This is a genomic window from Rhizobium sp. WW_1, from assembly GCF_003610155.1.
Classification (GTDB): domain Bacteria; phylum Pseudomonadota; class Alphaproteobacteria; order Rhizobiales; family Rhizobiaceae; genus Rhizobium; species Rhizobium tropici_A.
The window spans coordinates 1189652-1211514 of record NZ_RAIN01000001.1; the positions used below are offsets into that span (position 1 = coordinate 1189652).

At 61.8% G+C, this 21863-nt stretch carries 26 protein-coding genes; 12 read left to right on the forward strand and 14 right to left on the reverse strand.

All coding sequences use genetic code 11. From position 1 onward, the window contains the following. Entirely contained in the window at positions 1-909 is a 909-nt protein-coding gene (locus BJ928_RS05685; protein WP_047628416.1) for a LysR family transcriptional regulator, read from the reverse strand. A 98-nt stretch (positions 910-1007) separates the two neighbouring features. On the opposite strand from BJ928_RS05685, the gene BJ928_RS05690 reads away from it, so the two are divergent. From BJ928_RS05690 to BJ928_RS05700, 3 genes are all read left to right on the forward strand, one after another. Beyond that, positions 1008-1955 carry a choline ABC transporter substrate-binding protein gene (locus tag BJ928_RS05690; RefSeq protein WP_047628417.1) on the forward strand — a complete coding sequence of 316 codons (948 nt, stop codon included), beginning with the start codon at positions 1008-1010 and terminating at the stop codon, positions 1953-1955. A 20-nt stretch (positions 1956-1975) separates the two neighbouring features. Continuing rightward, on the forward strand, positions 1976-3490 hold the full coding sequence (gene betC / locus BJ928_RS05695; RefSeq protein WP_047628418.1) for a choline-sulfatase: 1515 nt from the start codon (positions 1976-1978) through the stop codon (positions 3488-3490). A 64-nt stretch (positions 3491-3554) separates the two neighbouring features. Next, on the forward strand, positions 3555-3764 hold the full coding sequence (locus tag BJ928_RS05700) for a molybdopterin-binding protein (RefSeq protein WP_047628419.1): 210 nt from the start codon (positions 3555-3557) through the stop codon (positions 3762-3764). Positions 3765-3817: 53 nt separating this feature from the next. Here BJ928_RS05700 and tsaA read toward each other — a convergent pair whose 3' ends face one another. Continuing rightward, the gene (gene tsaA, locus BJ928_RS05705) at positions 3818-4348 is read right to left on the reverse strand and encodes a tRNA (N6-threonylcarbamoyladenosine(37)-N6)-methyltransferase TrmO (RefSeq protein ID WP_047628421.1); all 531 of its coding nucleotides are present in this window, start codon (positions 4346-4348) and stop codon (positions 3818-3820) included. A gap of 23 nt (positions 4349-4371) precedes the next feature. Beyond that, entirely contained in the window at positions 4372-5397 is a 1026-nt protein-coding gene (locus BJ928_RS05710; protein WP_047628424.1) for an iron ABC transporter substrate-binding protein, read from the reverse strand. Between the two features lie 302 nt (positions 5398-5699). Here BJ928_RS05710 and BJ928_RS05715 point away from each other — a divergent pair, with 302 nt between their 5' ends. Together BJ928_RS05715 and BJ928_RS05720 are read left to right on the forward strand one after the other, a co-directional pair. Next, a complete protein-coding gene (locus BJ928_RS05715) occupies positions 5700-6092 on the forward strand; it encodes a nuclear transport factor 2 family protein (RefSeq protein ID WP_047628425.1) in 393 nt (130 codons plus the stop codon). 69 nt (positions 6093-6161) lie between these two features. Continuing rightward, positions 6162-6989 (forward strand): helix-turn-helix transcriptional regulator, encoded by an 828-nt coding sequence (locus BJ928_RS05720; protein WP_047628426.1) that lies wholly within the window; start codon positions 6162-6164, stop codon positions 6987-6989. 40 nt (positions 6990-7029) lie between these two features. Here the strand turns inward: BJ928_RS05720 and BJ928_RS05725 are convergent, their stop codons facing one another. Continuing rightward, positions 7030-8613 carry a peptide chain release factor 3 gene (locus BJ928_RS05725; protein ID WP_047628428.1) on the reverse strand — a complete coding sequence of 528 codons (1584 nt, stop codon included), beginning with the start codon at positions 8611-8613 and terminating at the stop codon, positions 7030-7032. Between the two features lie 91 nt (positions 8614-8704). Between BJ928_RS05725 and dut the strand changes: the two genes are divergently transcribed. Beyond that, positions 8705-9175, forward strand: a complete 471-nt coding sequence (dut, locus tag BJ928_RS05730; RefSeq protein ID WP_047628429.1) for a dUTP diphosphatase — start codon at positions 8705-8707, stop codon at positions 9173-9175. Next, positions 9175-10068, forward strand: coding sequence for a GNAT family N-acetyltransferase (locus BJ928_RS05735; RefSeq protein WP_047628431.1), 894 nt, complete (start codon positions 9175-9177; stop codon positions 10066-10068). The genes dut and BJ928_RS05735 overlap by 1 nt, the downstream gene beginning before the upstream one ends. Here the strand turns inward: BJ928_RS05735 and BJ928_RS05740 are convergent. Continuing rightward, positions 10065-10529, reverse strand: a complete 465-nt coding sequence (locus BJ928_RS05740; protein ID WP_047628433.1) for an Lrp/AsnC family transcriptional regulator — start codon at positions 10527-10529, stop codon at positions 10065-10067. The genes BJ928_RS05735 and BJ928_RS05740 overlap by 4 nt on opposite strands. Before the next feature lie 108 nt (positions 10530-10637). Here BJ928_RS05740 and BJ928_RS05745 point away from each other — a divergent pair, with 108 nt between their 5' ends. Together BJ928_RS05745 and BJ928_RS05750 are read left to right on the forward strand one after the other, a co-directional pair. After that, positions 10638-11552: a DMT family transporter gene (locus tag BJ928_RS05745; protein ID WP_047628435.1), complete on the forward strand. Its 915-nt coding sequence runs from the start codon at positions 10638-10640 to the stop codon at positions 11550-11552. Continuing rightward, a complete protein-coding gene (locus BJ928_RS05750) occupies positions 11549-11851 on the forward strand; it encodes an NIPSNAP family protein (RefSeq protein ID WP_047628436.1) in 303 nt (100 codons plus the stop codon). The genes BJ928_RS05745 and BJ928_RS05750 overlap by 4 nt, the downstream gene beginning before the upstream one ends. A 2-nt stretch (positions 11852-11853) precedes the next feature. Here BJ928_RS05750 and BJ928_RS05755 read toward each other — a convergent pair whose 3' ends face one another. Genes BJ928_RS05755 through BJ928_RS05765 form a run of 3 tightly spaced genes read right to left on the reverse strand, consistent with a single transcriptional unit; the run spans position 11854 to position 13704 of the window. Continuing rightward, complete coding sequence (locus BJ928_RS05755; RefSeq protein WP_047628437.1) at positions 11854-12489, reverse strand: hypothetical protein; 636 nt, start codon at positions 12487-12489, stop codon at positions 11854-11856. Next, complete coding sequence (locus BJ928_RS05760; protein WP_047628439.1) at positions 12489-13121, reverse strand: LysE family translocator; 633 nt, start codon at positions 13119-13121, stop codon at positions 12489-12491. Before BJ928_RS05760 ends, BJ928_RS05755 begins: the two co-directional genes overlap by 1 nt. A gap of 25 nt (positions 13122-13146) precedes the next feature. Then, entirely contained in the window at positions 13147-13704 is a 558-nt protein-coding gene (locus BJ928_RS05765; RefSeq protein ID WP_047628823.1) for a cysteine hydrolase family protein, read from the reverse strand. A gap of 129 nt (positions 13705-13833) precedes the next feature. Between BJ928_RS05765 and BJ928_RS05770 the strand changes: the two genes are divergently transcribed. Further along, positions 13834-14451 carry a LysE family translocator gene (locus BJ928_RS05770; RefSeq protein ID WP_047628441.1) on the forward strand — a complete coding sequence of 206 codons (618 nt, stop codon included), beginning with the start codon at positions 13834-13836 and terminating at the stop codon, positions 14449-14451. Positions 14452-14587: 136 nt separating this feature from the next. Continuing rightward, on the forward strand, positions 14588-15556 hold the full coding sequence (gene cysK / locus BJ928_RS05775) for a cysteine synthase A (protein ID WP_047628442.1): 969 nt from the start codon (positions 14588-14590) through the stop codon (positions 15554-15556). A 99-nt stretch (positions 15557-15655) separates the two neighbouring features. Here the strand turns inward: cysK and BJ928_RS05780 are convergent, their stop codons facing one another. Next, positions 15656-17188 (reverse strand): YifB family Mg chelatase-like AAA ATPase, encoded by a 1533-nt coding sequence (locus tag BJ928_RS05780; RefSeq protein ID WP_047628444.1) that lies wholly within the window; start codon positions 17186-17188, stop codon positions 15656-15658. Between the two features lie 164 nt (positions 17189-17352). Here BJ928_RS05780 and BJ928_RS05785 point away from each other — a divergent pair, with 164 nt between their 5' ends. After that, complete coding sequence (locus BJ928_RS05785) at positions 17353-17724, forward strand: hypothetical protein (RefSeq protein WP_147413889.1); 372 nt, start codon at positions 17353-17355, stop codon at positions 17722-17724. 50 nt (positions 17725-17774) lie between these two features. Here the strand turns inward: BJ928_RS05785 and gshB are convergent, their stop codons facing one another. The 5 genes from gshB to rsmI all read right to left on the reverse strand — a co-directional run bounded on the left by gshB (position 17775) and on the right by rsmI (position 21816). Continuing rightward, entirely contained in the window at positions 17775-18722 is a 948-nt protein-coding gene (gene gshB, locus BJ928_RS05790; protein ID WP_047628449.1) for a glutathione synthase, read from the reverse strand. Positions 18723-18846: 124 nt separating this feature from the next. Beyond that, entirely contained in the window at positions 18847-19350 is a 504-nt protein-coding gene (locus tag BJ928_RS05795; RefSeq protein WP_047628451.1) for a cupin domain-containing protein, read from the reverse strand. Between the two features lie 97 nt (positions 19351-19447). Continuing rightward, the gene (locus tag BJ928_RS05800) at positions 19448-20443 is read right to left on the reverse strand and encodes an endonuclease/exonuclease/phosphatase family protein (protein WP_047628452.1); all 996 of its coding nucleotides are present in this window, start codon (positions 20441-20443) and stop codon (positions 19448-19450) included. 103 nt (positions 20444-20546) lie between these two features. Next, entirely contained in the window at positions 20547-20915 is a 369-nt protein-coding gene (locus BJ928_RS05805; RefSeq protein ID WP_047628453.1) for a YraN family protein, read from the reverse strand. Then, complete coding sequence (gene rsmI, locus BJ928_RS05810) at positions 20908-21816, reverse strand: 16S rRNA (cytidine(1402)-2'-O)-methyltransferase (protein WP_047628454.1); 909 nt, start codon at positions 21814-21816, stop codon at positions 20908-20910. Before rsmI ends, BJ928_RS05805 begins: the two co-directional genes overlap by 8 nt. Between the last annotated feature and the right edge of the window lie 47 nt (positions 21817-21863).

The window sequence follows — 21863 nt, forward strand, 5'->3', positions numbered from 1 at the left end:
TCACGTTTGCTCAATGGCTGCTTCCGAAAGCAGCCATTGCGCCAGCTGTTCGGCATGCGGATTTGGCGCGGATGGCGGCAGCAGCCAATAACCGCGCTCCGGCGCTTCCAGCATCGGGCCGGCCGTCACCAGCGTCCGGGCGGCCAGCAGGGAATCGACGAGGCCCATCCAGCCGATCGCCACACCCTGCTCGCTGAGGGCTGCCTGCACCACCAGCGAATAGGTATTGAAGCGCAGATCACCATGGCCGGCATAGGCATCGCGGGCGATGCCGAAGGCGGAAAGATAACTCTCCCAATCGAACCAGGGCGACGGCATCTCCGAATCGAGATGGACGAGCGTGGTGCCCGCGAGCTGCGAGGGATCGGTGAACGGGCCATGGCGCTCCGCGAACCCTCTGGTGCAGATCGGCACGACCCTCTCCGGCAGAAGCAGCGTCGCCGCCGGACCAAACTCGCTGCGCGTGCCGAAGAACACGGCGATATCGCCGCTCTCGGGCGCCCCGCGATCCAGCCGCTGCGTGGCGACGATCTGGATATCCACCTCTGGGTGAAGCAGGCGGAATGCATGCATGCGCGGGATCAGCCACAGCGCGGAGAAAGCATAGTCCGTGCGCAGGCGAACGGACGGACGCTCCGCTTCCAGACGGAAACTACGCACCAGATTGTCGACGCTACCGACGGATTTCTCGACGATCTCGAACAGGCGCTGCCCCTCCGGCGAGAGTTTGACGCCGCGATGCTGGCGGTGAAAGAGGGCGACGCCCATCTGTTCCTCGATACGGCGGATCTGGTAGCTGACGGCCGGTTGCGTCAGGCCGAGCGCAGAGGCGGCGGCGGAGAGACTGCCGGAGCGGCCCACCTCCACAAATATCCGCAGCCAGCCAAGATCGACCAAACGTTCTGCCATAAAATTTCCTTTTGGCTTCCATCGAAAAATGCCTGCTTCACAGCGTGAACTCTAGTGTTGTTCAATAAAATAATCCAATAACAAGAGGGAACATCGTCATGCGCATATCTGCAACGGGTCGGCTCGCCGCCGGCGCTTTCCTTTCCGTACTTTCCTTTGCGGGTATCGCCCGCGCCGACGGCGATAGCTGCAAGACGATCCATATGTCGGACCCCGGCTGGACCGACATCACCTCGACCAACGGCGTGACCGGCGTGCTGCTGACCGCGCTCGGCTATGAGCCCGATATCAAGACGCTCTCCGTGCCGATCGGCTATCAGGCGATGAAGACGAAAGAGATCGATGTCTTCCTCGGCAACTGGATGCCGGCACAGAAGGCCTTCGTGGACGACCTCAACAAGGCAAAGGCAGCCGAGGTGCTGAACCGCAACCTTCAGGGCGCGAAGTTCACGCTCGCCGTTCCGACCTATGTTGCCGACAAGGGCATCAAGGATTTTTCAGACCTGCAGAAGCACGCCGGGGATTTCGACCACAAGATCTACGGCATCGAGCCCGGCGCACCCGCCAACGCCAACATCCAGAAGATGATCGATGCCAATGATTTCGGCCTGAAGGGCTGGGAGCTGGTGGAATCGAGCGAGCAGGCGATGCTGTCGCAGGTCGAGCGCGCCTCGAAGGACAAGCAGGCGATCGTCTTCCTCGCCTGGGCGCCGCATCCGATGAACGAACGCTTCAAGATCGCCTATCTCTCCGGCGGCGATGCCTATTTCGGTGCAAACTACGGTGGCGCCGAGGTCTATACGCTGGCGCGCACCGGTTGGGCCGCCCAATGCCCGAATGCGGCCAAGCTCTTCCATAACCTGACCTTCGATATCGGCATGGAAAATTCGCTGATGGGCTCGATCCTCGGCGGCCAGAGCGCCAAGGATGCGGCAACCGCCTGGCTGAAGGCGCATCCTGACGCCTTGACGCCCTGGCTTGCCGGCGTCACCACTATCGACGGCAAGCCAGGCCTCGACGCCGTCAAAGCCGCCACCGGCCTCTGATCTTCAAGGAAAATGCTCCAATGTCCCGCCCGAATATCCTCATCCTCATGGTCGATCAATTCAACGGGACATTCTTTCCCGACGGCCCGGCCGAGTTTCTGCATGCTCCGGTCCTGAAAGCTTTGGCAAAGCGGTCCGTGCGCTTTGCCAACAGCTATACGGCAAGCCCGCTTTGCGCGCCGGCGCGCGCTTCCTTCATGTCCGGGCAGTTGCCGAGCCGCACCCGCGTCTACGACAATGCCGCCGAGTTCTGCTCTGATATTCCGACCTTCGCGCATCATCTGCGTGCCGCCGGCTACCAGACGGCGCTTTCGGGCAAGATGCACTTCGTCGGCCCGGACCAGATGCACGGCTTCGAGGAGCGGCTGACGACGGACATCTATCCCGCCGATTTCGGCTGGACACCCGACTACACCAAGCCCGGCGAGCGCATCGACTGGTGGTATCACAATCTCGGCTCGGTGACCGGGGCTGGCACGGCCGAGATCACCAACCAGATGGAGTATGACGACGAGGTTGCCTATCACGCCAACCGCAAGCTTTACGATCTCTCGCGCCAACATGACGAGCGGCCCTGGTGCCTGACCGTCAGCTTTACGCATCCGCACGACCCTTACGTCGCGCGCCGCCGCTTCTGGGATCTCTATGAGGATTGCCCGGCGCTCGACCCCGAAGTCGGCGAAATCCCCTTCGAAGAGCAGGACCCGCATTCGCAGCGGCTGATGAAAGCCTGCGATCATACCGCCTTTGAGATCACGCCGGAGCAGATCCGCCGGGCGCGGCGCGGCTATTTCGCCAATATCTCCTATGTCGACGAGAAGATCGGCGAGATTCTCGACACGCTCGAGCGCGGCCGCATGGCCGACAACACCATCATCCTCTTCGTTTCGGACCATGGCGACATGCTTGGCGAGCGCGGCCTCTGGTTCAAGATGAACTTCTTCGAAGGTTCGGCCCGCGTGCCGCTGATGATCGCAGCCCCCGGCTGGCAGCCGAAGCTTGTCGACCAGCCGGTATCGACGCTCGACGTGACGCCGACGCTGGCGGCCCTTGCTGGGATCGACATCGCTTCGCTGCGCCGCTGGACCGACGGCGAGGACCTGACGCCGCTGGCCCTTGGAACCGGAAGCCGCAGCCCCGTGCCGATGGAATATGCCGCGGAAGGCTCCGAAGCGCCGCTCGTAGGCCTGCGTGACGGCCACTACAAGCTGACCCTTTGCGAGTTGGACCCGCCCATGCTCTTCGACCTAAGGGAGGACCCCAGGGAGTTGACCAATCTGGCGGGCAATCCAGCCTACGCGGAAACGCTGAACAGGCTGACAGCGCAGGCCATGATGCGCTGGAACCTCGCAAACTTCGACGCCGCCGTGCGCGAAAGCCAGGCAAGGCGATGGGTGGTCTACACCGCGCTGCGCAATGGCGCCTATTATCCCTGGGATTATCAGCCGCTGCAGAAGGCATCCGAGCGCTACATGCGCAACCACATGGATCTCAACGTGCTTGAGGAGAACCAGAGGTTTCCGCGGGGCGAATAGAATTTCGGTAGCCCGGCGCTGGTCGAGACGATATGGTCGCGCCGGTTACAAGGGAGAAACATCCATGAAAATCAGCGCAAGAAACCGCCTCAAGGGCAAGGTCGTCGAAATCACCAAGGGTGCAACGACGGCGCATGTCCGCATCGACATCGGCAACGGCTCGATCGTCACCTCTTCGATCACCAACGAGGCTGTCGACGAGCTGGGCCTGACGGTGGGCTCCTCGGCCTATGCCGTCATCAAGGCATCCGACGTCATGGTCGCCGTCGACTAAAGCAATTCCAGAAAAGTGCGGAGCGGTTTTCGCCTGGAATTGCGTGAAGCAATCTAGGCATCGCGCTTCTGGCAGTAATGCGCCGTCTCGCCGTCGCCGGTCTGGAAATCCCCGGGCTGCGGCGGCGCGATCGGTTTGAACAGCGTGCGATCCGGCTTCAGGTCGAGCAAGGGCGTGCCATCAAGGCAATCGAGGCCGCGCACCAGCAGCACGTGGCCTTCGACCGCTTCGAGCTTGACGATGGATGTGCCGATGGGATTGGGCCGCACCGGCGATCGCAACGAGAAGGTGCCGTGTACCTTGCCGTTTCTGGCCGGGCTCTGCAGCACGAGATCCCGCCGGGATCGATCCAGCCAATAGAGGACCTCCAGCCGCTCGAAAGCCTCGACCCCTGTCAGCGCCAGCACCCAGGGCTCGAAAATCTCGATCCGGCAGATCGGCCCATCATGCCGGCCCTGGCGCGGCGTTTCCATGCGCGATGTCCATGGCGTTGAAATGCGGCCGATGAAGGTCAGACCGGCATCCGAGGCCGCCGGCGCCTCGACGACCACCTCGTTTTCGCGAATTTCGTTTTCCCGGACCATGAACGGCTCCCTGCCCCCGGCGGTTACTTCACACCCTTCAGCAGGCTCGCCAACTGATCGTCGGTCAGATCGACCTGATAGAACAGCTTGTAGAATTCCTTGACGTCGTCGGCAAAATCGCTGCGGAAGAGCTTGGGATAGAGCAGCTTCTCCATCCAGCGCACGCCGAGCAGCCGGTTGACTCCTGGCGGGGAATCGAACCAGCCGAAAGGCAGCGACGGCGGCACGAAGATTTTACCGTCCTTGACCGCCTTGATGCCTGCCCATTGCGGATCGCTCTTCGCCAGAGCTGCAAATTTTGCATCATCGGCGATGATGATATCCGGATTCCAGCCGACGACCTGCTGCGGCGTCACCTTGGTGAGCCCACCCTTTCCTGCAGCGGCGGCGACGTTCATCGTGCCGACGGCATCGAGGATTTCGAGATTGATGGAACCGGAAAGCCCGGTTTCCAGACCATCGGCGCCTCGACCGTAATAGACGCGCGGGCGCGGATCGTTCGGCAGCGTCGCGAGCTTCTCGTTCAGATCCTTGATCGCCGAATCGGCATAATCAGCGAGCTTGTTGGCGCGGTCCTCGACGCCGATCAGGGCACCAACGTCGCGAAGCGTATCGGCGGTGCGGGCAAAGCTGCCATCGACAAGCACATAGGGGATGTGCGTTTCGGCTTGAATCTTGTCGGCCAGCGCCTTGTAGCTCGGGTCGACCGTGCCGGCGTCGAGGATGATATCCGGCTTGGCATCCAGAACGGCCTGAGAGCCGATCGTGCCATCCTTGCCAGTCAGACGCCCGATGGTGGGGAGCGCCCGCACCGACGGCATCAGATAGGCCTTGGCGGCATCATTCGGCGCGTGAACCCAGCCCACGAGCTTCTCGGGCGCCAGCACATAGACCAGCACGGTGGCCGGTGGCCCGGCGACGAGAATACGGTTGATCTTGTCCGGCACGGAGACCGTGCGTCCGGCCGCATCGGTAATGATTCGCGCCTCGGCTGCGACCGGCACCAGGCCGACGAAGGCCAGAGCAAGAACCGCAAGAAATTTCATCATGAAAGCTGCTCGTTCTGATCGAGGGGACCCCGGGGCGGCACTATGGCATAGCGCTATATCGGATGGAACATCGCGAAACCACTATTCCAAAATGAAACGCATCCGAACCGATCACGTCAGCTTGAAACGCAATCGGCAGGCTTTGATTACATCCGATGTAATTGAGGGCAGCGCTCGCCTTGGCGTATCTAAGGACCATCTTCTTGCAGGAAGAGCTTTCAGCCCTTCAACCAAAGAGTGCCCGGCTCACAGCGATGTCGATGGCCATAACATCGCTTCACCGGCGGGCTCAGGAGAATTCCATGACGACCATGTCATTCACTAAGAAAGACGCCCCGCAATGGCTGCTCGCCTTCTGGCGGGAAATCGACGACAAGACCTTCGGCGAAGGCTTTGATTGCCTGGCGGAAGACGCCACATGCAATCTCGGCATTGCCGACTGGAAGGGGCGCGAAGCCATTCGCCAGAACCTGCGCGCCTTCATCGACACCGGCTTCACGGCATTGCATGATGTCACCGAATATTGGGACGGCGGATCGTTGAAAGTGTTCCGCGGGACGGTGACCATGACCCCCGACGATCGCACGCAGGCGGTGGTCAAACCGGTCATGACGCATTTCTTCTACATGGACGAGGCAGACCCGACGAAAGTGCACCATTGGTACGGCTCGGTCGGGCCGGTTGCTTTCTCATAAGAACTGAAGCTGGCGGGGCTGCCCAATACGGCCCCGCCACACCAAACGAACGAAGCGAGGCTTTACAGAATGAGTTCTCTTCGCGCTGAATTGAGATTGCCAAACGAACTGGGGCCGCAGCTGCGCGCATGGCGCGACACGCGCGGCAAGAGCCAGCTCGAGCTTTCCCTCGACACCGGTATTTCGCAGCGGCAGATCAGCTTTATCGAAAGCGGCAGGAGCACGCCGGGCCGCCATAATGTGTTGCGGCTCGCCGATGCCCTGGACGTGCCGTTCCGCGAGCGCAACACGCTGCTGCTCGCCGCCGGTTATGCGCCGATCTATTCCGAAGGAAGTTTTGACAATCAGGAAATGCAAGGCGTGACCAACGCGCTGAAGCGCATGCTGCGCCAGCACGAGCCCTTCCCCGCCGTCGTGATGGACCGCTACTGGAATGTCCTGATGACCAACGACGCGACGCTGCGCTTCTTCGGTCACTTTACCGATATGGATGCACGCCCGAAGCCGCGCAATCTTCTTCATCTGATGTTCGACCCCGCGGGCATGCGACCCTTCATTCCGGATTGGGACAAGACGGCCGAAAGCCTGATGGGGCGCGTTTTCCGCGAGTCCGTCGGCCGCGTCATCGACGGACGGACGAAGGAGCTGATCGACAGTCTCCTCGCCTACCCCGATGTGAATGCCGAATGGAAGACATCATCAGCAACCGAGAATGCACCAGTGATCCCCTTGTCGTTCGTGAAGGACGGGCATGTGCTGAAATTCTTCTCTCTGGTGACGACAGTTGGAACGCCGCAGATGATCACGACCCAGGAGTTGCGGGTCGAATGCATGTTTCCGCTGGATGATGCCACGGAGGCGCGTTACGCGGCGCTGATGAACGCAGCCGCAGGGTGATGAGCCACAGGCCGATCGCCTGTGGCTGCAGTCTGCGATATCAAGCCGCCTTGACGGCGTGATATTCCTTGATCGCGACCATCTTGATAGCCGGGTAACGTTCCGCCTCGTAGCGCAGCGAGAAGCCGTCCTGCGCGAGGAAGACCGGATCGCCGTCGAGGTCGCGGGCGATATCGCCGCGGCGCTGGGTGACGAATTTTTCGAGATCGGCGGACTGGTCAGCCGAGATCCAGCGGCAGACGGAGAAGCGCGACATTTCAAAGGAAACCGGTAGACCGTATTCGGCCATCAGGCGCTCCTTCAGCACGTCGAGCTGCAAGGCGCCGACGACGCCGACAATGGCGGGCGAGCCGTCTTCCGGCGAGAAGAGCTGCACGACGCCTTCTTCGGCCATCTGCTGCAGGGCTTCCTTGAGCTTCTTTGCCTTCATTGCGTCTTCGAGACGAACGCGGCGCAGGATTTCCGGCGAGAAGTTCGGCACGCCCTGGAAGACGAGGGATTCGCCTTCCGTCAGCGTGTCGCCGATGCGCAGCGTTCCGTGGTTCGGAATGCCGACGACGTCGCCGGCATAGGCGGTGTCGGCGAGCTGGCGCTGCGAGGCGAAGAAGAACTGCGGCGCGGTGAGCCCGAGCTGCTTGCCGGTGCGCGACAGCCGCGCCTTCATGCCGCGCTCCAGCTTGCCGGAGCAGATACGGGCGAAAGCGATGCGGTCGCGATGGTTCGGGTCCATGTTAGCCTGGATCTTGAAGACGAAGGCCGTCATCTTGTCGTCGGTTGCGTGAACGGTCCTGATATCGGCGACCTGGTCGCGCGGCGGCGGCGCGAATTCGCCGAGCGCGTTGATAAGATCGCGCACGCCGAAATTGCGAAGCGCCGAGCCGAAGAAGACCGGCGTCATATGCCCTTCGAGGAAGGACTCCCGGTCGAACGGACGGCAAGCCTCGATCGCCAGTTCCGTCTCGTCGACGAAGGCCTGACGCTCGTTTTCCGGCAGCCTGTCGGCAACCGCCTGCGGGCCGTTTACCTTCGTCGCCTCGACCTCGGTGTCGGAACCGCGCACGGTGTTGGCGGCAATATGATAGGAGCCGCAGAAGGTCTTGGAGCGGCCGATGGGCCAGGTGATCGGCGCCGTATCCAGCGCCAGCTTCTCTTCGACCTCATCGAGGATTTCGAAGGGATCGCGGCTCTCACGGTCCATCTTGTTGATGAAGGTGATGATCGGGATGTCGCGCATGCGGCAGACTTCGAACAGCTTCAGCGTCCGCGGCTCGATACCCTTGGCGGCGTCGATGACCATAACCGCGGCGTCGACGGCCGTCAGCGTGCGGTAGGTGTCGTCGGCGAAGTCTTCGTGGCCGGGCGTATCGAGAATGTTGAAGACATTGCCTTCATATTCGAAGGTCATGACGGAGGTAACGACCGAGATGCCGCGCTCGCGCTCGATCTTCATCCAGTCGGAGCGCGTCTGCATGCGATCCTTCTTCGCCTTGACTTCGCCGGCAAGCTGAATGGCGCCGCCGAACAGCAGCAGCTTTTCGGTGAGCGTGGTCTTGCCCGCGTCCGGGTGAGCGATAATAGCAAATGTGCGGCGGCGGGAGACCGCCTCGGCGAGACTTTCGGCCATACGTGTAAATCCTGTGAATTGCGGCCGTATCTAACGACTCAAAGCCCCAAATGCAATTGACCTCGGCCGCCGCAGCGCAAACTAATGCCGCATGACCATACACACCGATATCAGCCCGACGCTGAACCTCATCCGCCTGCCGCATGGCGAAGGCCTCGATCTGCCCGCCTATGAGACCAGAGGTGCCGCCGGCATGGACCTGCGCGCAGCCGTCGAGGACGGCGCAACATTGACGCTTGCACCCGGCAAGCGGGCGCTTGTGCCCACCGGCTTGATCTTTGAAATTCCCGAAGGTTTCGAGGCGCAGATCCGCCCGCGCTCCGGCCTTGCCTTCAAGAACGGCATCACCTGCCTGAACTCGCCCGGCACCATCGACAGCGATTACCGCGGCGAAGTAAAGGTGATTCTGATCAATCTCGGCGAAGAGCCCTTCGAGATTACCCGCGGCATGCGCATCGCGCAGATGATCATTGCCCCGGCAATCCAGGCCCGCATTGTCGAGACCAATGAAGCGAGCGAAACCAAGCGCGGCGCCGGCGGCTTCGGCTCGACCGGCGTGTGATGACCGAGCTTGCCCAAGCGCATGGCCTGACACTTCGCGAGGATTACTTCGACGATCCTGCCGCCTGGAACGGCCTCGTCGAGTTGCTGCAGGACACGTTTTCCATCGATGTCAGCCTTCAGGATCGCTTTGGCGGTCCCGACTCAAGCAGCATGCCATCAGGCTATTTCGATAGCGAAGGCTGCTGCGTCGCCAACTTCACCGCCTTCTCCATGCCGATGATGATCAATGGCCGTGCCGTCAAGGCGGCGGGCTATCAATCCGGCGCGGTGCGGCCGGAGTGGCGCGAACGCGGCCTCTATCGCGATCTCATGCAGCGCGCCTTTGAGCGAACCGCAGCCGAGGGATACGAGCTCGATCTCCTGCTCACCGATAAGCCCGCGCTTTACGAGCGCTATGGCTTTCGCACCGTGCCGCAGCATGTCTTCGTTGCGAAGCTGCCAAAGCTCGAGAAGTCAGACAGGAGTGCCCGGCAGCTTTCCCTGGAATCGCCTGATGATCTCAGCTTGATCAAGTCTCTGCTGCAAAACCGGCAGCCGGTCTCCAACCGCTTTGCCGTTATCAGGCAGATGGAGATGTTTCTGCTGAATGCCTGCTTCAATTCCGCGATCCGCCTGACGACGCTCGGGGATGAGACGGTCGTCGCATGGACCTTCGACGGGGCGACTCTCTGGCTTCTCGATGTCGCGGGAACAGTCATTCCATCCCTTGCGACCATTGTGTCTGCGCTTGATATCGAACCCGATCGTATCGAGGTCTGCTTTTCGCCGGATCGCCTCAATTGCGAGACGTCGCTGGAGCCCTATGAGGGTTACACGATGCTGATGGCGCGCGGCAAAGCAGCGGACGAGATTGCCGGGCCGCTCATGCTCTCGCCGATGGCGGAATTCTAGCGTGATAACGGCGGCAGTCGACGCTTGACCGGCGTCGCCTTGATCATCGACGTGTTCGTCTCGGCCCGCTCGGTGATCTTGTCGAGAATGCCGTCGAGTTCGCCCATGGAGCGCACCACCAACCGCCCGATAAAGCAATCGTCGCCGGTGACCTTGTCGCATTCGATGAATTCCGGCGTCTGCTGAATAATCCGCTCGACGACGTGAAGCTGACCGGGCAACGGCCTGATGCGGACGATCGCCTGCAGGGGATAGTCGATCGCTTCCGGCGCGATATCGACGGTGAAAGCAGAGATGACGCCGCGCTCCTCCAGCCGGCGCAGCCGCTCCGCCGCACTTGGGGACGAGAGGCCAGCAACTTCCGCCAGCTCCTTCAGCGATATCCGGGCATTGCGTGCGAGCGCCTCAAGCATCCGCTGATCGATATCATCGAGATCCAAGGGAGCGTTAGGTATACCCATGCCTTAGCCTCATTTAATTAGGCAGTTAAATCTCACGACCTTATTAAGTCTATATCACCGGCTTCCAAGCCGCAATATGATTGGCTTCGTCAGACGGGAGCGAAGGCCATGAGCGAGATAAGACACGGCACGATAGAAATGACAGCGGCAATGCTGATTTCAGGCACGATCGGCTGGTTCGTGCTGATGTCCGGGCAGGCCGTCACCGACGTCGTCTTCTGGCGTTGCTCCTTCGGCGCGCTGACGCTGCTTGCGATCTGCGCCACCATGGGCCTGCTTCGCCCCGGCATTCTGAATTTGAGGACCTATTCGATCGCGGTCGGCGGCGGGATCGCCATCGTCCTTAATTGGCTGCTGCTGTTCGCCGCCTATTCCCATGCCTCCATTTCCATCGCCACGACGGTCTACAATACGCAGCCCTTCATGCTTTTGGGGCTCGGCGCGCTGTTTCTCGGCGAGCGGATTACCTTCACCAAGCTGTTCTGGCTCGGCCTCGCTTTTGCCGGCATGGTCATTATCGTCGAAGGCAAGCCTGCCGAAACGGCGGGTGTGGGAAGCTATGCGATGGGCATTCTGCTCTCGCTGAGCGCTGCCTTCTTTTACGCGCTGGCAGCCATCGCCGCGAAGTGGCTGAAGGGCACGCCGCCGCATCTGATCGCGCTCATCCAGGTCTCGACCGGCATCCTGATGCTTGCTCCCTTCACCAATTTTTCCGCCGCGCCGCAGGATGCCGGCGGGTGGTCGATCCTTGTCACCATGGGCGTCGTCCATACCGGCCTGATGTATGTGCTGCTTTACGGCGCCATCCAGAAGCTGCCGACGCATCTGACCGGCGCGCTGTCCTTCATCTATCCGATCGCCGCCATCGCGGTCGACCGCTTCGCCTTCGGCCATGTGCTCGGCGTCGCGCAAATCGCCGGTGCAGTTATCATTCTCGGCGCTGCTGCGGGCATGAATCTCGGCTGGCGGATTTCCCTCCCCCGACATAAAAACAATCATCTTTCCAAGGAGGCCGCCGAATGATCACCTGCTACCTGCACTATGTCATCGATCCCTACAAGCTTGCCGAATTCGAATATTACGCCAAGCTCTGGATTCCGCTGGTCAACCGGTTGGGCGGCACGCATCACGGCTATTTCATGCCGCATGAGGGTGCCAACAACATCGCATTGGCGCTCTTCAGCTTCCCGAGCCTTGCCGCCTATGAGGAGTATCGGCTGAAAATACCCGGCGATGCTGAATGCCAGGCTGCCCTTGCCTATGGCGAGGAAACGCGCTGCATCGTCAGCTACGAGCGCAGCTTCATGCGTCCGGTCTTCTGACCTTAATTAGCCGGATTCGGACAAGTTTCGGAGCGGCCGTCGAGGCCCTCCGCCATCTTCTCGAACGTCGCTGACGGTCCAGCCTTGCCCGCGCCTATGCGCAGGACATAGAGGCTGTCGAAATCCTTGCCATGCCATTTCGGCACGGCTTTCTTGTCGCCGCCATTGTCGCTCATCAGCTGGCGGGCGAGCTCGAAGATCTGCTTATGCTCCCAGGCGACGAAGATCAGCTTGCCGGCATAGGCAGGCTTTTCCAGCTCGGCCTTGAGATCATCGATATCCTCGTAGCCGAAGCTGGTATCGACGGGCATACCGAGGGCGATTGCCGTCGGCTCGACGGTCGCAAGCGGCCGGATATAATCGTAGGACGTGCCGGAATCTTCTTTCCGTTTGGATGGATCGGGCGCGAAGATCGCGGCGGGTTTGCCGAAGAGCTTCGTCAGCACCGGCGGCAGTGCCAAGGCCCGATTGAGACCCTGGCAGCTCAGCTGACCGAGACCCGCCTCGGGCTTTTCGCCATGGCGCATGAAGACGATCGTCTGCGTGCCCGGCTCCGCTGCCAAAGCGATCGATGGCAGGCTCCCGAGTGATGCCAGCGCCAGAAGGCCAGCGACGAGCTGTTTTGAAGTATTGTTCATCAGCGTTGCGCCTCGAACGCCATGCGCAGGGCGAGCCCGGCCAGCACCGTGCCCATCAGCCAGCGCTGCACCAGCGCGAAAGACGGGCGGCGGGTGAGAAACATCGCGATCCAGCCGGCGCTCAGCGCGAAGATGGCATTGAATGTGACGCTGATGACGATCTGCGAGAAGCCGAGCACGAGCGATTGGGTGAAGACGCTGCCGGCGGCAGGATCGATGAACTGTGGCAGCAGCGACAGATAGAGGATCGCGACCTTCGGGTTCAGCAGGCTGGTTACCAGTCCCATGGTGAACAGCCGGCGCGTGCTATCCTTCGGCAGCTCACGCACCTGAAAGGCGGAACGACCGCCGGGCTTCAGCGCGTTCCATGCGAGCCAGGCGAGATAGGCCGCACCCGCAAGCCGCAACGCGTCATAAGCGAAGGGAACGGCGAAGACGAAGGCGGTGATGCCGAGCGCAGCCGAGAACATGTAGAAGAGGAAACCGCAGGCGACGCCGCCGAGCGAGATCAGGCCCGCCGCCGGCCCCTGCGAAATCGAACGCGACACCAGATAGATCATGTTCGGCCCGGGTGTCAGCACCATGCCGAGAGCGATCAGGGCAAAGGCGATCATGCTGGTCAGATGCGGCATAGAGCCTCCGGCGGGAAAAAGGGCTTCAGAAGGAAATTTCGGTGGACGCAACCAGCCTGATTTCATGCGGCCCGGCATCGAAGCCGTCAAGCAGCATATTGTGATGGATGACAATCTCTTCGAAGCTCAGCCGGCCCATATCCGCCGTCGTATGGCCATCGGCGATCAGCGTCACGTCGAAACCCAGCGAAACGGCGCGCCGCACCGTCGTGTCGACGCAGAACTGCGTCATGCAGCCGCCGACGATGAGATGGGTGACGCCCCGCGCTCGCAGCCGCGCCTCCAGATCCGTCTCGAAGAAGGAATCGCAGCTCGTCTTGTGCACGACGGCATCACCGGCTTCGGGCGCGATTTCCCGGCGCAGCTGCCAACCTTCGCTGCGCTTGACCAGGCGGTGGCCCGGCGCACCGTCATGCTGGACGATGAAGGCCGGGACGCCGGCGGCACGGGCGCTGTGTTTCAGCGCGGCCAGTTTGGCCATAACAACCTCAAGCGCGGCGTCGATATCCGGCTGACGCTCCGGCGTACCAAGGCCTGTCAGGATGGAATTCTGAAGATCGATCAGGAGCAATGCGGAAGACATGAGATCCTTGGGCAAAGCAGTTTCGACGCGCCGTTAATGCCTTGGTAATATGTTCGCAGCACCGGCGCAATCGCTTGAAAACGCAAAGGTGGTACGATAGGGCGAATACCATCCCAGGAGGAAAATTTCATGACGCTCGCGGCCCTGCTTGCCTATTGCGGCGCTCTCTTCATCGCCGCCGCCATTCCCGGTCCGGGTATTACCGCGATCGTGGCGCGGGCGCTTGGCTCCGGCTTTCGCGAGACTTTCTTCATGGGCCTAGGGCTCGTGCTCGGCGACACCATCTACCTGACTGCCGTGATCCTCGGCCTTGCCTTCGTGGCTGAAGCCTTCACCGAGGTCTTCATCGTCATCAAGATCGCCGGCGCGCTTTATCTCGGCTACATCGCCTGGAAACTCTGGACGGCAGGCCTGCTGGCCGCAGATATCGCCGCAAGGAAATCCAACAGCGCCGGCATGTCCTTCCTCTCCGGCCTGCTCGTCACGCTCGGCAATCCCAAGACCATGCTTTTCTATATCGCGCTGGTGCCGACACTGATCGACATCGGCAACATCGGCTTGCGCGAATATGCGATCCTGGTTGCGGCGACGTTCGTCATCCTCCTGATCGTTCTCGTGCCCTACATGCTTCTTGCGTCACGGGCACGCACCTTTCTCAAGAGGCCGCGGGCGCTGCAGATCCTGAACCGGCTCGCCGCGAGCATCCTCGCCGCCACCGCTGCTTTCATCGCCGCACGCGCCGCCTGAAAAAAACATCCAAAAACATGCCCTCTCAGAGATTCTTTTCTCACGAGCCTTGTGCGGGGGACGTCTCCGCACTCTGGTTTCCGCAGGCGTTTGATCCTATTGTCACCGCATAATTCCAATGTAGGGAGAGCTATCCATGTCCGACACCCGCAAACCCGGCCGCGGCCGCGTCTATGCCTCGATCACCGAGACCATCGGCGACACGCCGATCGTCCGTCTCGACAAGCTGGCAAAGGAAAAGGGCGTCAAGGCCAACCTCCTGGCAAAGCTCGAATTCTTCAATCCCATCGCTTCGGTCAAGGACCGCATTGGCGTCGCCATGATCGAAAGCCTGGAAGCGCAGGGCAAGATCGCCCCCGGCCGGACCGTGCTGATCGAGCCGACCTCCGGCAACACAGGCATCGCGCTCGCTTTCGCTGCTGCCGCCAAGGGCTACCGGCTGATCCTGACCATGCCGGAAACCATGTCGATCGAGCGCCGCAAGATGCTGGCGCTGCTCGGCGCCGAACTGGTGCTGACCGAGGGCCCGAAGGGCATGAAGGGCGCGATCGCCAAGGCTGAAGAACTGGCCTCGTCGCTGCCGGACGCCATCATTCCGCAGCAGTTCGAAAATCCCGCCAACCCGGAAATCCATCGCAAGACGACGGCCGAGGAAATCTGGAACGATACCGAGGGCAAGGTCGATATCTTCGTGTCGGGTATCGGCACCGGCGGCACGATCACCGGCGTCGGCCAGGTGCTGAAGGCCCGCAAGCCCGACATCAAGGTCATCGCCGTCGAACCGACGGATTCGCCGGTTCTGTCGGGCGGCAACCCCGGCCCGCACAAGATCCAGGGCATCGGTGCCGGCTTCGCGCCGAAGGTTCTCGACACGCATGTCTATGACGAAGTGGTCACCGTCAGCAATGACGAGGCGTTCCAGCAGGCGCGGCTCGTGGCAAAGCTGGAAGGCGTGCCTGTTGGTATTTCCTCCGGCGCAGCGCTGACGGCAGCGATCAAGGTCGGCCAGCGCCCTGAAAACGAAGGCAAGACCATCGTCGTCATCATCCCCTCCTTCGCCGAGCGCTATCTGTCGACGGCGCTGTTCGAAGGGCTGGGCGGCTGAAACGAGCTACGATAAACTGATTGAGAAAGGGGTGCTGTGGCGCCCCTTTTTTATTCGGACAGGCCGAAGACAACACTCTGTCGCCTCAGCTCCGGATTGTCAGACATGTGCAGTCAGCCGCTCGCCTGCGATACGATAGGAGATGGCCTCGGCGAGATGGATGCGCCCGACCGTCGGCTTGTCGTCGAGATCGGCGAGCGTGCGCGCGACCTTGAGGATTCGATGATAGCCGCGCGCGGAGAACTTCATCTTCTCGGCGGCATCGCGCAGCAATTGCAGGCCGGCGGCATCAGGCTCGGCGATGGTTTCGATCATCGCGGTTGAGCAGCGGGCATTGGTGCTGACATCCTTCATGCCGGCCCTTTCGAAACGCTCGCGCTGCCGCTCGCGGGCACGGGCGACGCGGAGTGCGACATCCGCACTGCTCTCCGAGGCTGTCGGCCGGATGAGGTCGGCGGCGGAGACCGCCGGCACGTCTATGCGGATATCGATGCGATCCAGCAAGGGGCCCGAGATACGGCCCTGATAATCGCTCGCGCAACGCGGCCCGCGGGCACATGTATGTCCCGGTTCGCCGGCCATGCCGCAGCGGCACGGGTTCATCGCCGCCACGAGCTGAATGCCGGCGGGATAGGCAACGCGGTGATTTGCTCTCGCAATAACACATTCGCCTGTTTCCAACGGCTGGCGCAGCGCATCGAGCGCCTGTGGCGAAAACTCCGGCAGTTCGTCCAGGAACAGAACGCCGTGATGAGCAAGCGAGACCTCGCCCGGCCGGGCACGCAGGCCGCCGCCGACGAGCGCCGCCATGGTCGCCGAATGATGCGGCGCGCGATAGGGCCGCCGATCGGAGAGCTTGCCGCCGGAAAGCTGGCCGGCGATCGAATGGATCATCGACACTTCAAGCAATTCGTTCGTCGACAGTGGCGGCAGGATCGACGGCAGGCGCGAGGCGAGCATCGACTTGCCGGAGCCGGGCGGCCCGACGAAAAGCAGATTATGGCCGCCGGCGGCCGCCACTTCCAACGCGCGCTTGGCGCTTTCCTGCCCCTTGATGTCGGCGAGATCGGGCAGGTTGGCCGCGCTGGCGCGAATAGAGGGTTCCGGCCTTGACAGCACCTGCGTGCCGCGGAAATGATTGGCAAGCGCGATCAGGCTGCGCGGCGCCAGAATATCGATCTCCTTGCCGGCCCAGGCGGCTTCCGGCCCGCTTTCGGCCGGGCAGATCAGCCCCTTGCCCATGGCGTTGGCAGCGATTGCCGCGGGAAGCGCGCCGGCAACGGGCGCGATCGTGCCATCGAGATTGAGTTCGCCGATGACGGTATAGGACGACAAAGCGTCAGCCGGGATCGCGCCGAGCGATGCCATCAGACCGAGCGCGATGGCAAGATCGAAATGGCTACCTTCTTTCGGCAAATCTGCCGGCGCAAGATTGACTGTCACTTTCTTCGGCGGCAGTGCGAGGCCGGAAGCGTGCAGCGCTGCCTGAACCCTCTCCCGGCTCTCGGCAACAGCCTTGTCCGGCAGGCCGACGATGTGCATCAGCACCTTGCCGGGCGCGATCATTACCTGCACTTCGACGGGTACGCCTTCAATCCCCTGAAACGCCACCGTACTGACGCGCGCTACCATCCCCTGCCCTCATCCAACCCGTTTACCGCTATCAATCTTTCACAGCAGACCATGGGTTGCAATCTGGCAGAAAAGATGGAATGAAACAAGAACAATAAAAGAACGAAGGGACGCTTCAGCAATCGAGGCAAATTATGAAACTTGCGATATCGATATCCCTTCTGATGAGCGCTATTTTGGCCGGCTGCCAATCCATCGATAGCGGGGATAATCTGGAAAGGGGTGCACCCTATGAATTGAGCGCCAGGGAAACCAGAGCGGTGGAAAAGGGTCTGCGCGAGCAGCTGCCTTATGAAGGACTCCTGCTCTTCGGGCCGATGGCCGCTTCCAAAAACAGCAAAGGCCATGTCAGCGTCTGCGGCACGCTCACCGCCATGGGCGGCTACAGCGGCATCGTGAGCAAACGGCCCTATGTCGGAATGATGGTCAACGTGAAGCCGCTTTTCGGCTTCGTGCCGATCGTCATTGCGGACGAAAGCACCACCGGACAGTCAGCGGTCATCCTGACCTGCAGGCGGATGGGCATCACGATATAGCGCGCGGCGAGACCGGAAACGACCTCGCCGGCCGAAGGGAAAGGTAGTTTTCAGGCCCGCTTGGCTTCGATCGCATCCCAGAGCAGGCTGGCGATATCGGCGCCGCCGAAGCGCTTGACCTCGCGGATTCCGGTCGGCGAGGTCACGTTGATCTCGGTCATGTAGTCGCCGATGACGTCGATGCCGACGAGCAGGAAGCCGCGTTCCCTCAAGGCCGGTCCGATGCGGGCGCAGATTTCCTTCTCGCGCGCTGTCAGTTCGGTCGCTTCGGCGCGGCCGCCGACATGCATGTTGGAGCGGGCGTCATGCTCGGCCGGCACGCGGTTGATCGCGCCGACGGCTTCGCCATCGACCAGGATGATGCGCTTATCGCCCTTGCGAACGTCAGGAAGGTATTGCTGGGCGATGAAGGGCTCGCGGAAGAGCTGGCCGAACATTTCGAGCAGCGACGAGAGATTGCGGTCGTCGCGCGTCGAGTGGAAAACGCCGGCACCGCCATTGCCATAAAGCGGCTTCAGGATGATGTCGCCCATCTCCTCGCGGAAGCGGCGGATTTCGCCGGCATCGCGGGTGATCAGCGTCTTCGGCATCAGATCGGCAAATTCGGTGACGAAGATCTTTTCCGGCGAGTTGCGCACCCAGGCCGGATCATTGACGACGAGCGTCTTCGGGTGGATGCGCTCCAGCAGATGCGTCGAGGTGATATAGGCCATGTCGAATGGCGGGTCCTGACGCAGCAGCACCACGTCCATGGTCGAGAGGTCGACGCGCTCGGGCTCGCCGAGCTCGAAGTGATCGCCCTTGACATCGCGCAGGATCATCGGCTCGACGGAGGCATAGACCTTGCCGTCGCGCATGCTCAGCCGCTCGGGCGTGTAATGGAAGAGCTTGTAGCCGCGGTTCTGCGCCTCGAGGCTCATGGCGAAGGTCGAGTCGCCCGCGATATTGATGCTCCGGACATGGTCCATCTGGACCGCAACATTCTTGATACCAGCCATAGTCAGCCCTCGCTCGGATTTGCGGACAGATGTAGGTCGGCCCGCCCGCAAACGCAACGGCTATTCAAGGACTTCCGTCAAGGATGTCTTCGCGCGGAATTTCTTCCGCCGTGGCTGGCCGCGCTCAGGCGGCGAGGCCCTGCGCGTTGCCCTGCCGGACGAGATTGCGCAGGCGATAGGCCATCGTCAAAGGCTTGGGGAACGGCTTGCGCAGAAAGGCGACCTTGCGCAGGTAGCGATCGATGCGCCATGTCGCCCAGGTGCCGCCGGCAAAATAGGCGACGTCGCCGGCATGCAGCGTGCGCTCGACACCGTCTTCCGTGGTGATGTGTACCTCGCCTTCGAGGATCATCACCGTTTCGTCCCAGCCGAAATACCAGCGGAACTCGCCCGCTGTACAATCCCACAGCGCCGTCATCGCGGCATCGTCCTGCCCGCGCGAATGCTCGGCGATGCGGGCAACGGGATTGCCCGCCAGGATCCAGGAGCGCTCGATCGGCGACGGCTTCATTTCCATCTCGCCGCTGGCGCCGGCCACAAAGCTCTTCGACTGCGGCATCGCGACCACGACCGGAACGGCACGCGCGGCAAAGGCCGCCATGCTCGCCAACATCAGTTTCAAGACCATGCAATCCCCCAAATTCCATGCGCGTCTACAATCTCATCGCATGGAAGGGGTAACGGTGCGGTTCATGAAATCCGGTGCATTTTAACGATTGCAACGATCAGACGGAAAAACCTTCGATTGTGCAAACGATCATGTCGTGATCTGAAAGCGGCTTGTCCTCTCCGTTGAGGGAAGAAACAAGATGGCTTTCGCCAATCTTCAGGCCGCGGGTGATGAACCAGTCGAGCTTCATGGTACGATCTGGAAAGCGGGTGATCAGGCTCGGGCGCGTGCTCGTCTGATCGAGCGGGCCGCCGTGGCATTCGAAACCGCGACCCTCGGCCATGGCAAACAGCGTATCGGTCGAATAATCGCCGCCAGTGTGATTGCCGGTGTTGAGATCGCCGCCGATCAGGATCGGCAGGCCGGGCGCGAAGGCCTCGACCGCATCAATCAGCGCCGCCATTTGCCGCTCGCGATAGGCAGCAGTCGCCACACTTTCGAGATGAACGGAAACAGCGACCATTGGGCCGGCCTCCGTCTCGACGATGGCGCCGACCGCGCAGCGATCGCCGATGCGCGGCTGCTCGTTGCTGTCGTTGAACCAGACGGCTTCGCCCGGCAGACGGATCATGAATGCATCCTTCAGGGCGACGGAGGCCATCAGCGCATTGCCATGAAAGCCCTTTTCGTTGAAATCGTCATGGCAGAAGGAGCGCTCGATTTCCGAGCCGAGACTGAGCTCCAGGAATTCGACGCCATAGGCATGGTTCATACCGAGTTCATCGGCAATCACGGCCGTGGGGTCGCGCTGTTCGGTGCGGGCCATACCCAGATCCATCTCCGACAGCAGGATCAACGGTGCACCGGTTTCCCGCAGCTTGGCAGCGCTTTCCTCTGGAAACAGGCAGCGCTCGAGGTTCCAGGCGGCGACCGTAAAGGGGAAGGCCAAAGCCTCGACCTTGGCGGCCCCCCCGCCGATGCGCACCGTATTTAGGCAGGCGAGCGATGCGAGCTTCTCGGCATGAACGGCCGGAGTTTTTTCCAGAGAAACGAAGCTCTTACGCTCCTCCTGCGAGGGAACGGTGAAAGCGGAAGCGGTGTTACGGATCATAATGGGGGCCTGTCGCAATGGGATTGTGAACGCCGGCGACATAATCGCAGGCGCCGGTTGCCCGGCAATAGGCTGATTTTGTGACGGTCCTGTAACGGCGCCGTCAAAACGCATCGGGAAAATGCTGCGGCCAGCGGCCGGGCAGCATGGCGACGATGTCATAGCGTTGCGAGAGGCGAGCGAAATCAGGCTGGCGGGCAAGCCAGAGATCGCTGGCTGCACGGATGCGCCTCTGCGAGGAGAAGGAAACGGCGTCTATCGCCTCCTGCGCGCCGCTCCTCGATTTGACCTCGACGAAGACGGCGAGATCGCCCTTGCGGGCGACGATATCGATTTCGCCGAGCTTGGTACGATGGCGGATGGCCATGATGCGGTAGCCCTTGAGCATCAGGAAGGCGGCGGCGAGATATTCGGCGACATGGCCGCGCCGCCAGGCCTTTTGCCGCTTCAGCCTTTCGCCCGTATCAGGCATGGCGCTCCTTCATGTCGAGCAGGCGCTGGTAAAGCTCCTTTCGCGGTAGGCCGGTGAGACGCGCTGCTTCCGTTGCCGCCTTGGCCGTCGGCATCGTCCCTGAGAGATCGGCGAGAATGGCATCGACATCGGCCTCCGCCGCGACGCTTTCGGCAGGCGGGCCGACGAGCCAGACGATCTCGCCCTTCACATTGTCGACGGCGTCATAGAATGCGGCGAGTTCGGACAACGTGCCGCGCCGGAACTCCTCGAAGGTCTTCGTCAGCTCGCGGCAGACGGCGCCCGCGCGCTCACCGCCGAGCACATCGGCAGCGGCGGCAAGGGTCGCGGCGATGCGATGCGGCGATTCAAAAAAGATGAGGGTGGCAGGCACTGCTGCGAGCTCGGCCAGCCTGTCGCGCCTGCCCTTGTCCTTGGCGGGCAGGAAGCCGGCAAAGAAGAAAGCATCGTTGGGAAGGCCGGAGCCGACGAGGGCTGCAAGCGGCGCCGAGGCGCCGGGAATGGGAACGACCTTATAGCCCGCCTCGATCGCCTGCACCGCAAGACGGTAGCCGGGGTCGGAGACGAGCGGCGTGCCGGCATCCGACACCAGCGCCACAGACCGTCCTGCTTCCAAGGCCTGCAGCAGCCGGGGGCCGGCCTCGTCGGCATTGTGCTCGTGATAGGCATAGGGCTTGTTCTGGATACCGTAGCGATCGAGCAGAACGCGGGTGACGCGCGTGTCCTCGCAAGCCAGAACGTCCGCGCCGGCCAGCGTCTCCAGCGCCCTCAGCGTGATGTCACCGAGATTGCCGATCGGCGTGGCGACGAGATAGAGCGCCGGCTCGAGAGGACGGGCCGGAATCTGGTTGTTATGCAGGCGGAAACTGCGCGTCCCGCCGCTGGATTGCTCTTCGCTCATGCCTGCCCTGAATTCGTTTGGAATAGGCAGCCTTTATGGGCGAGGCG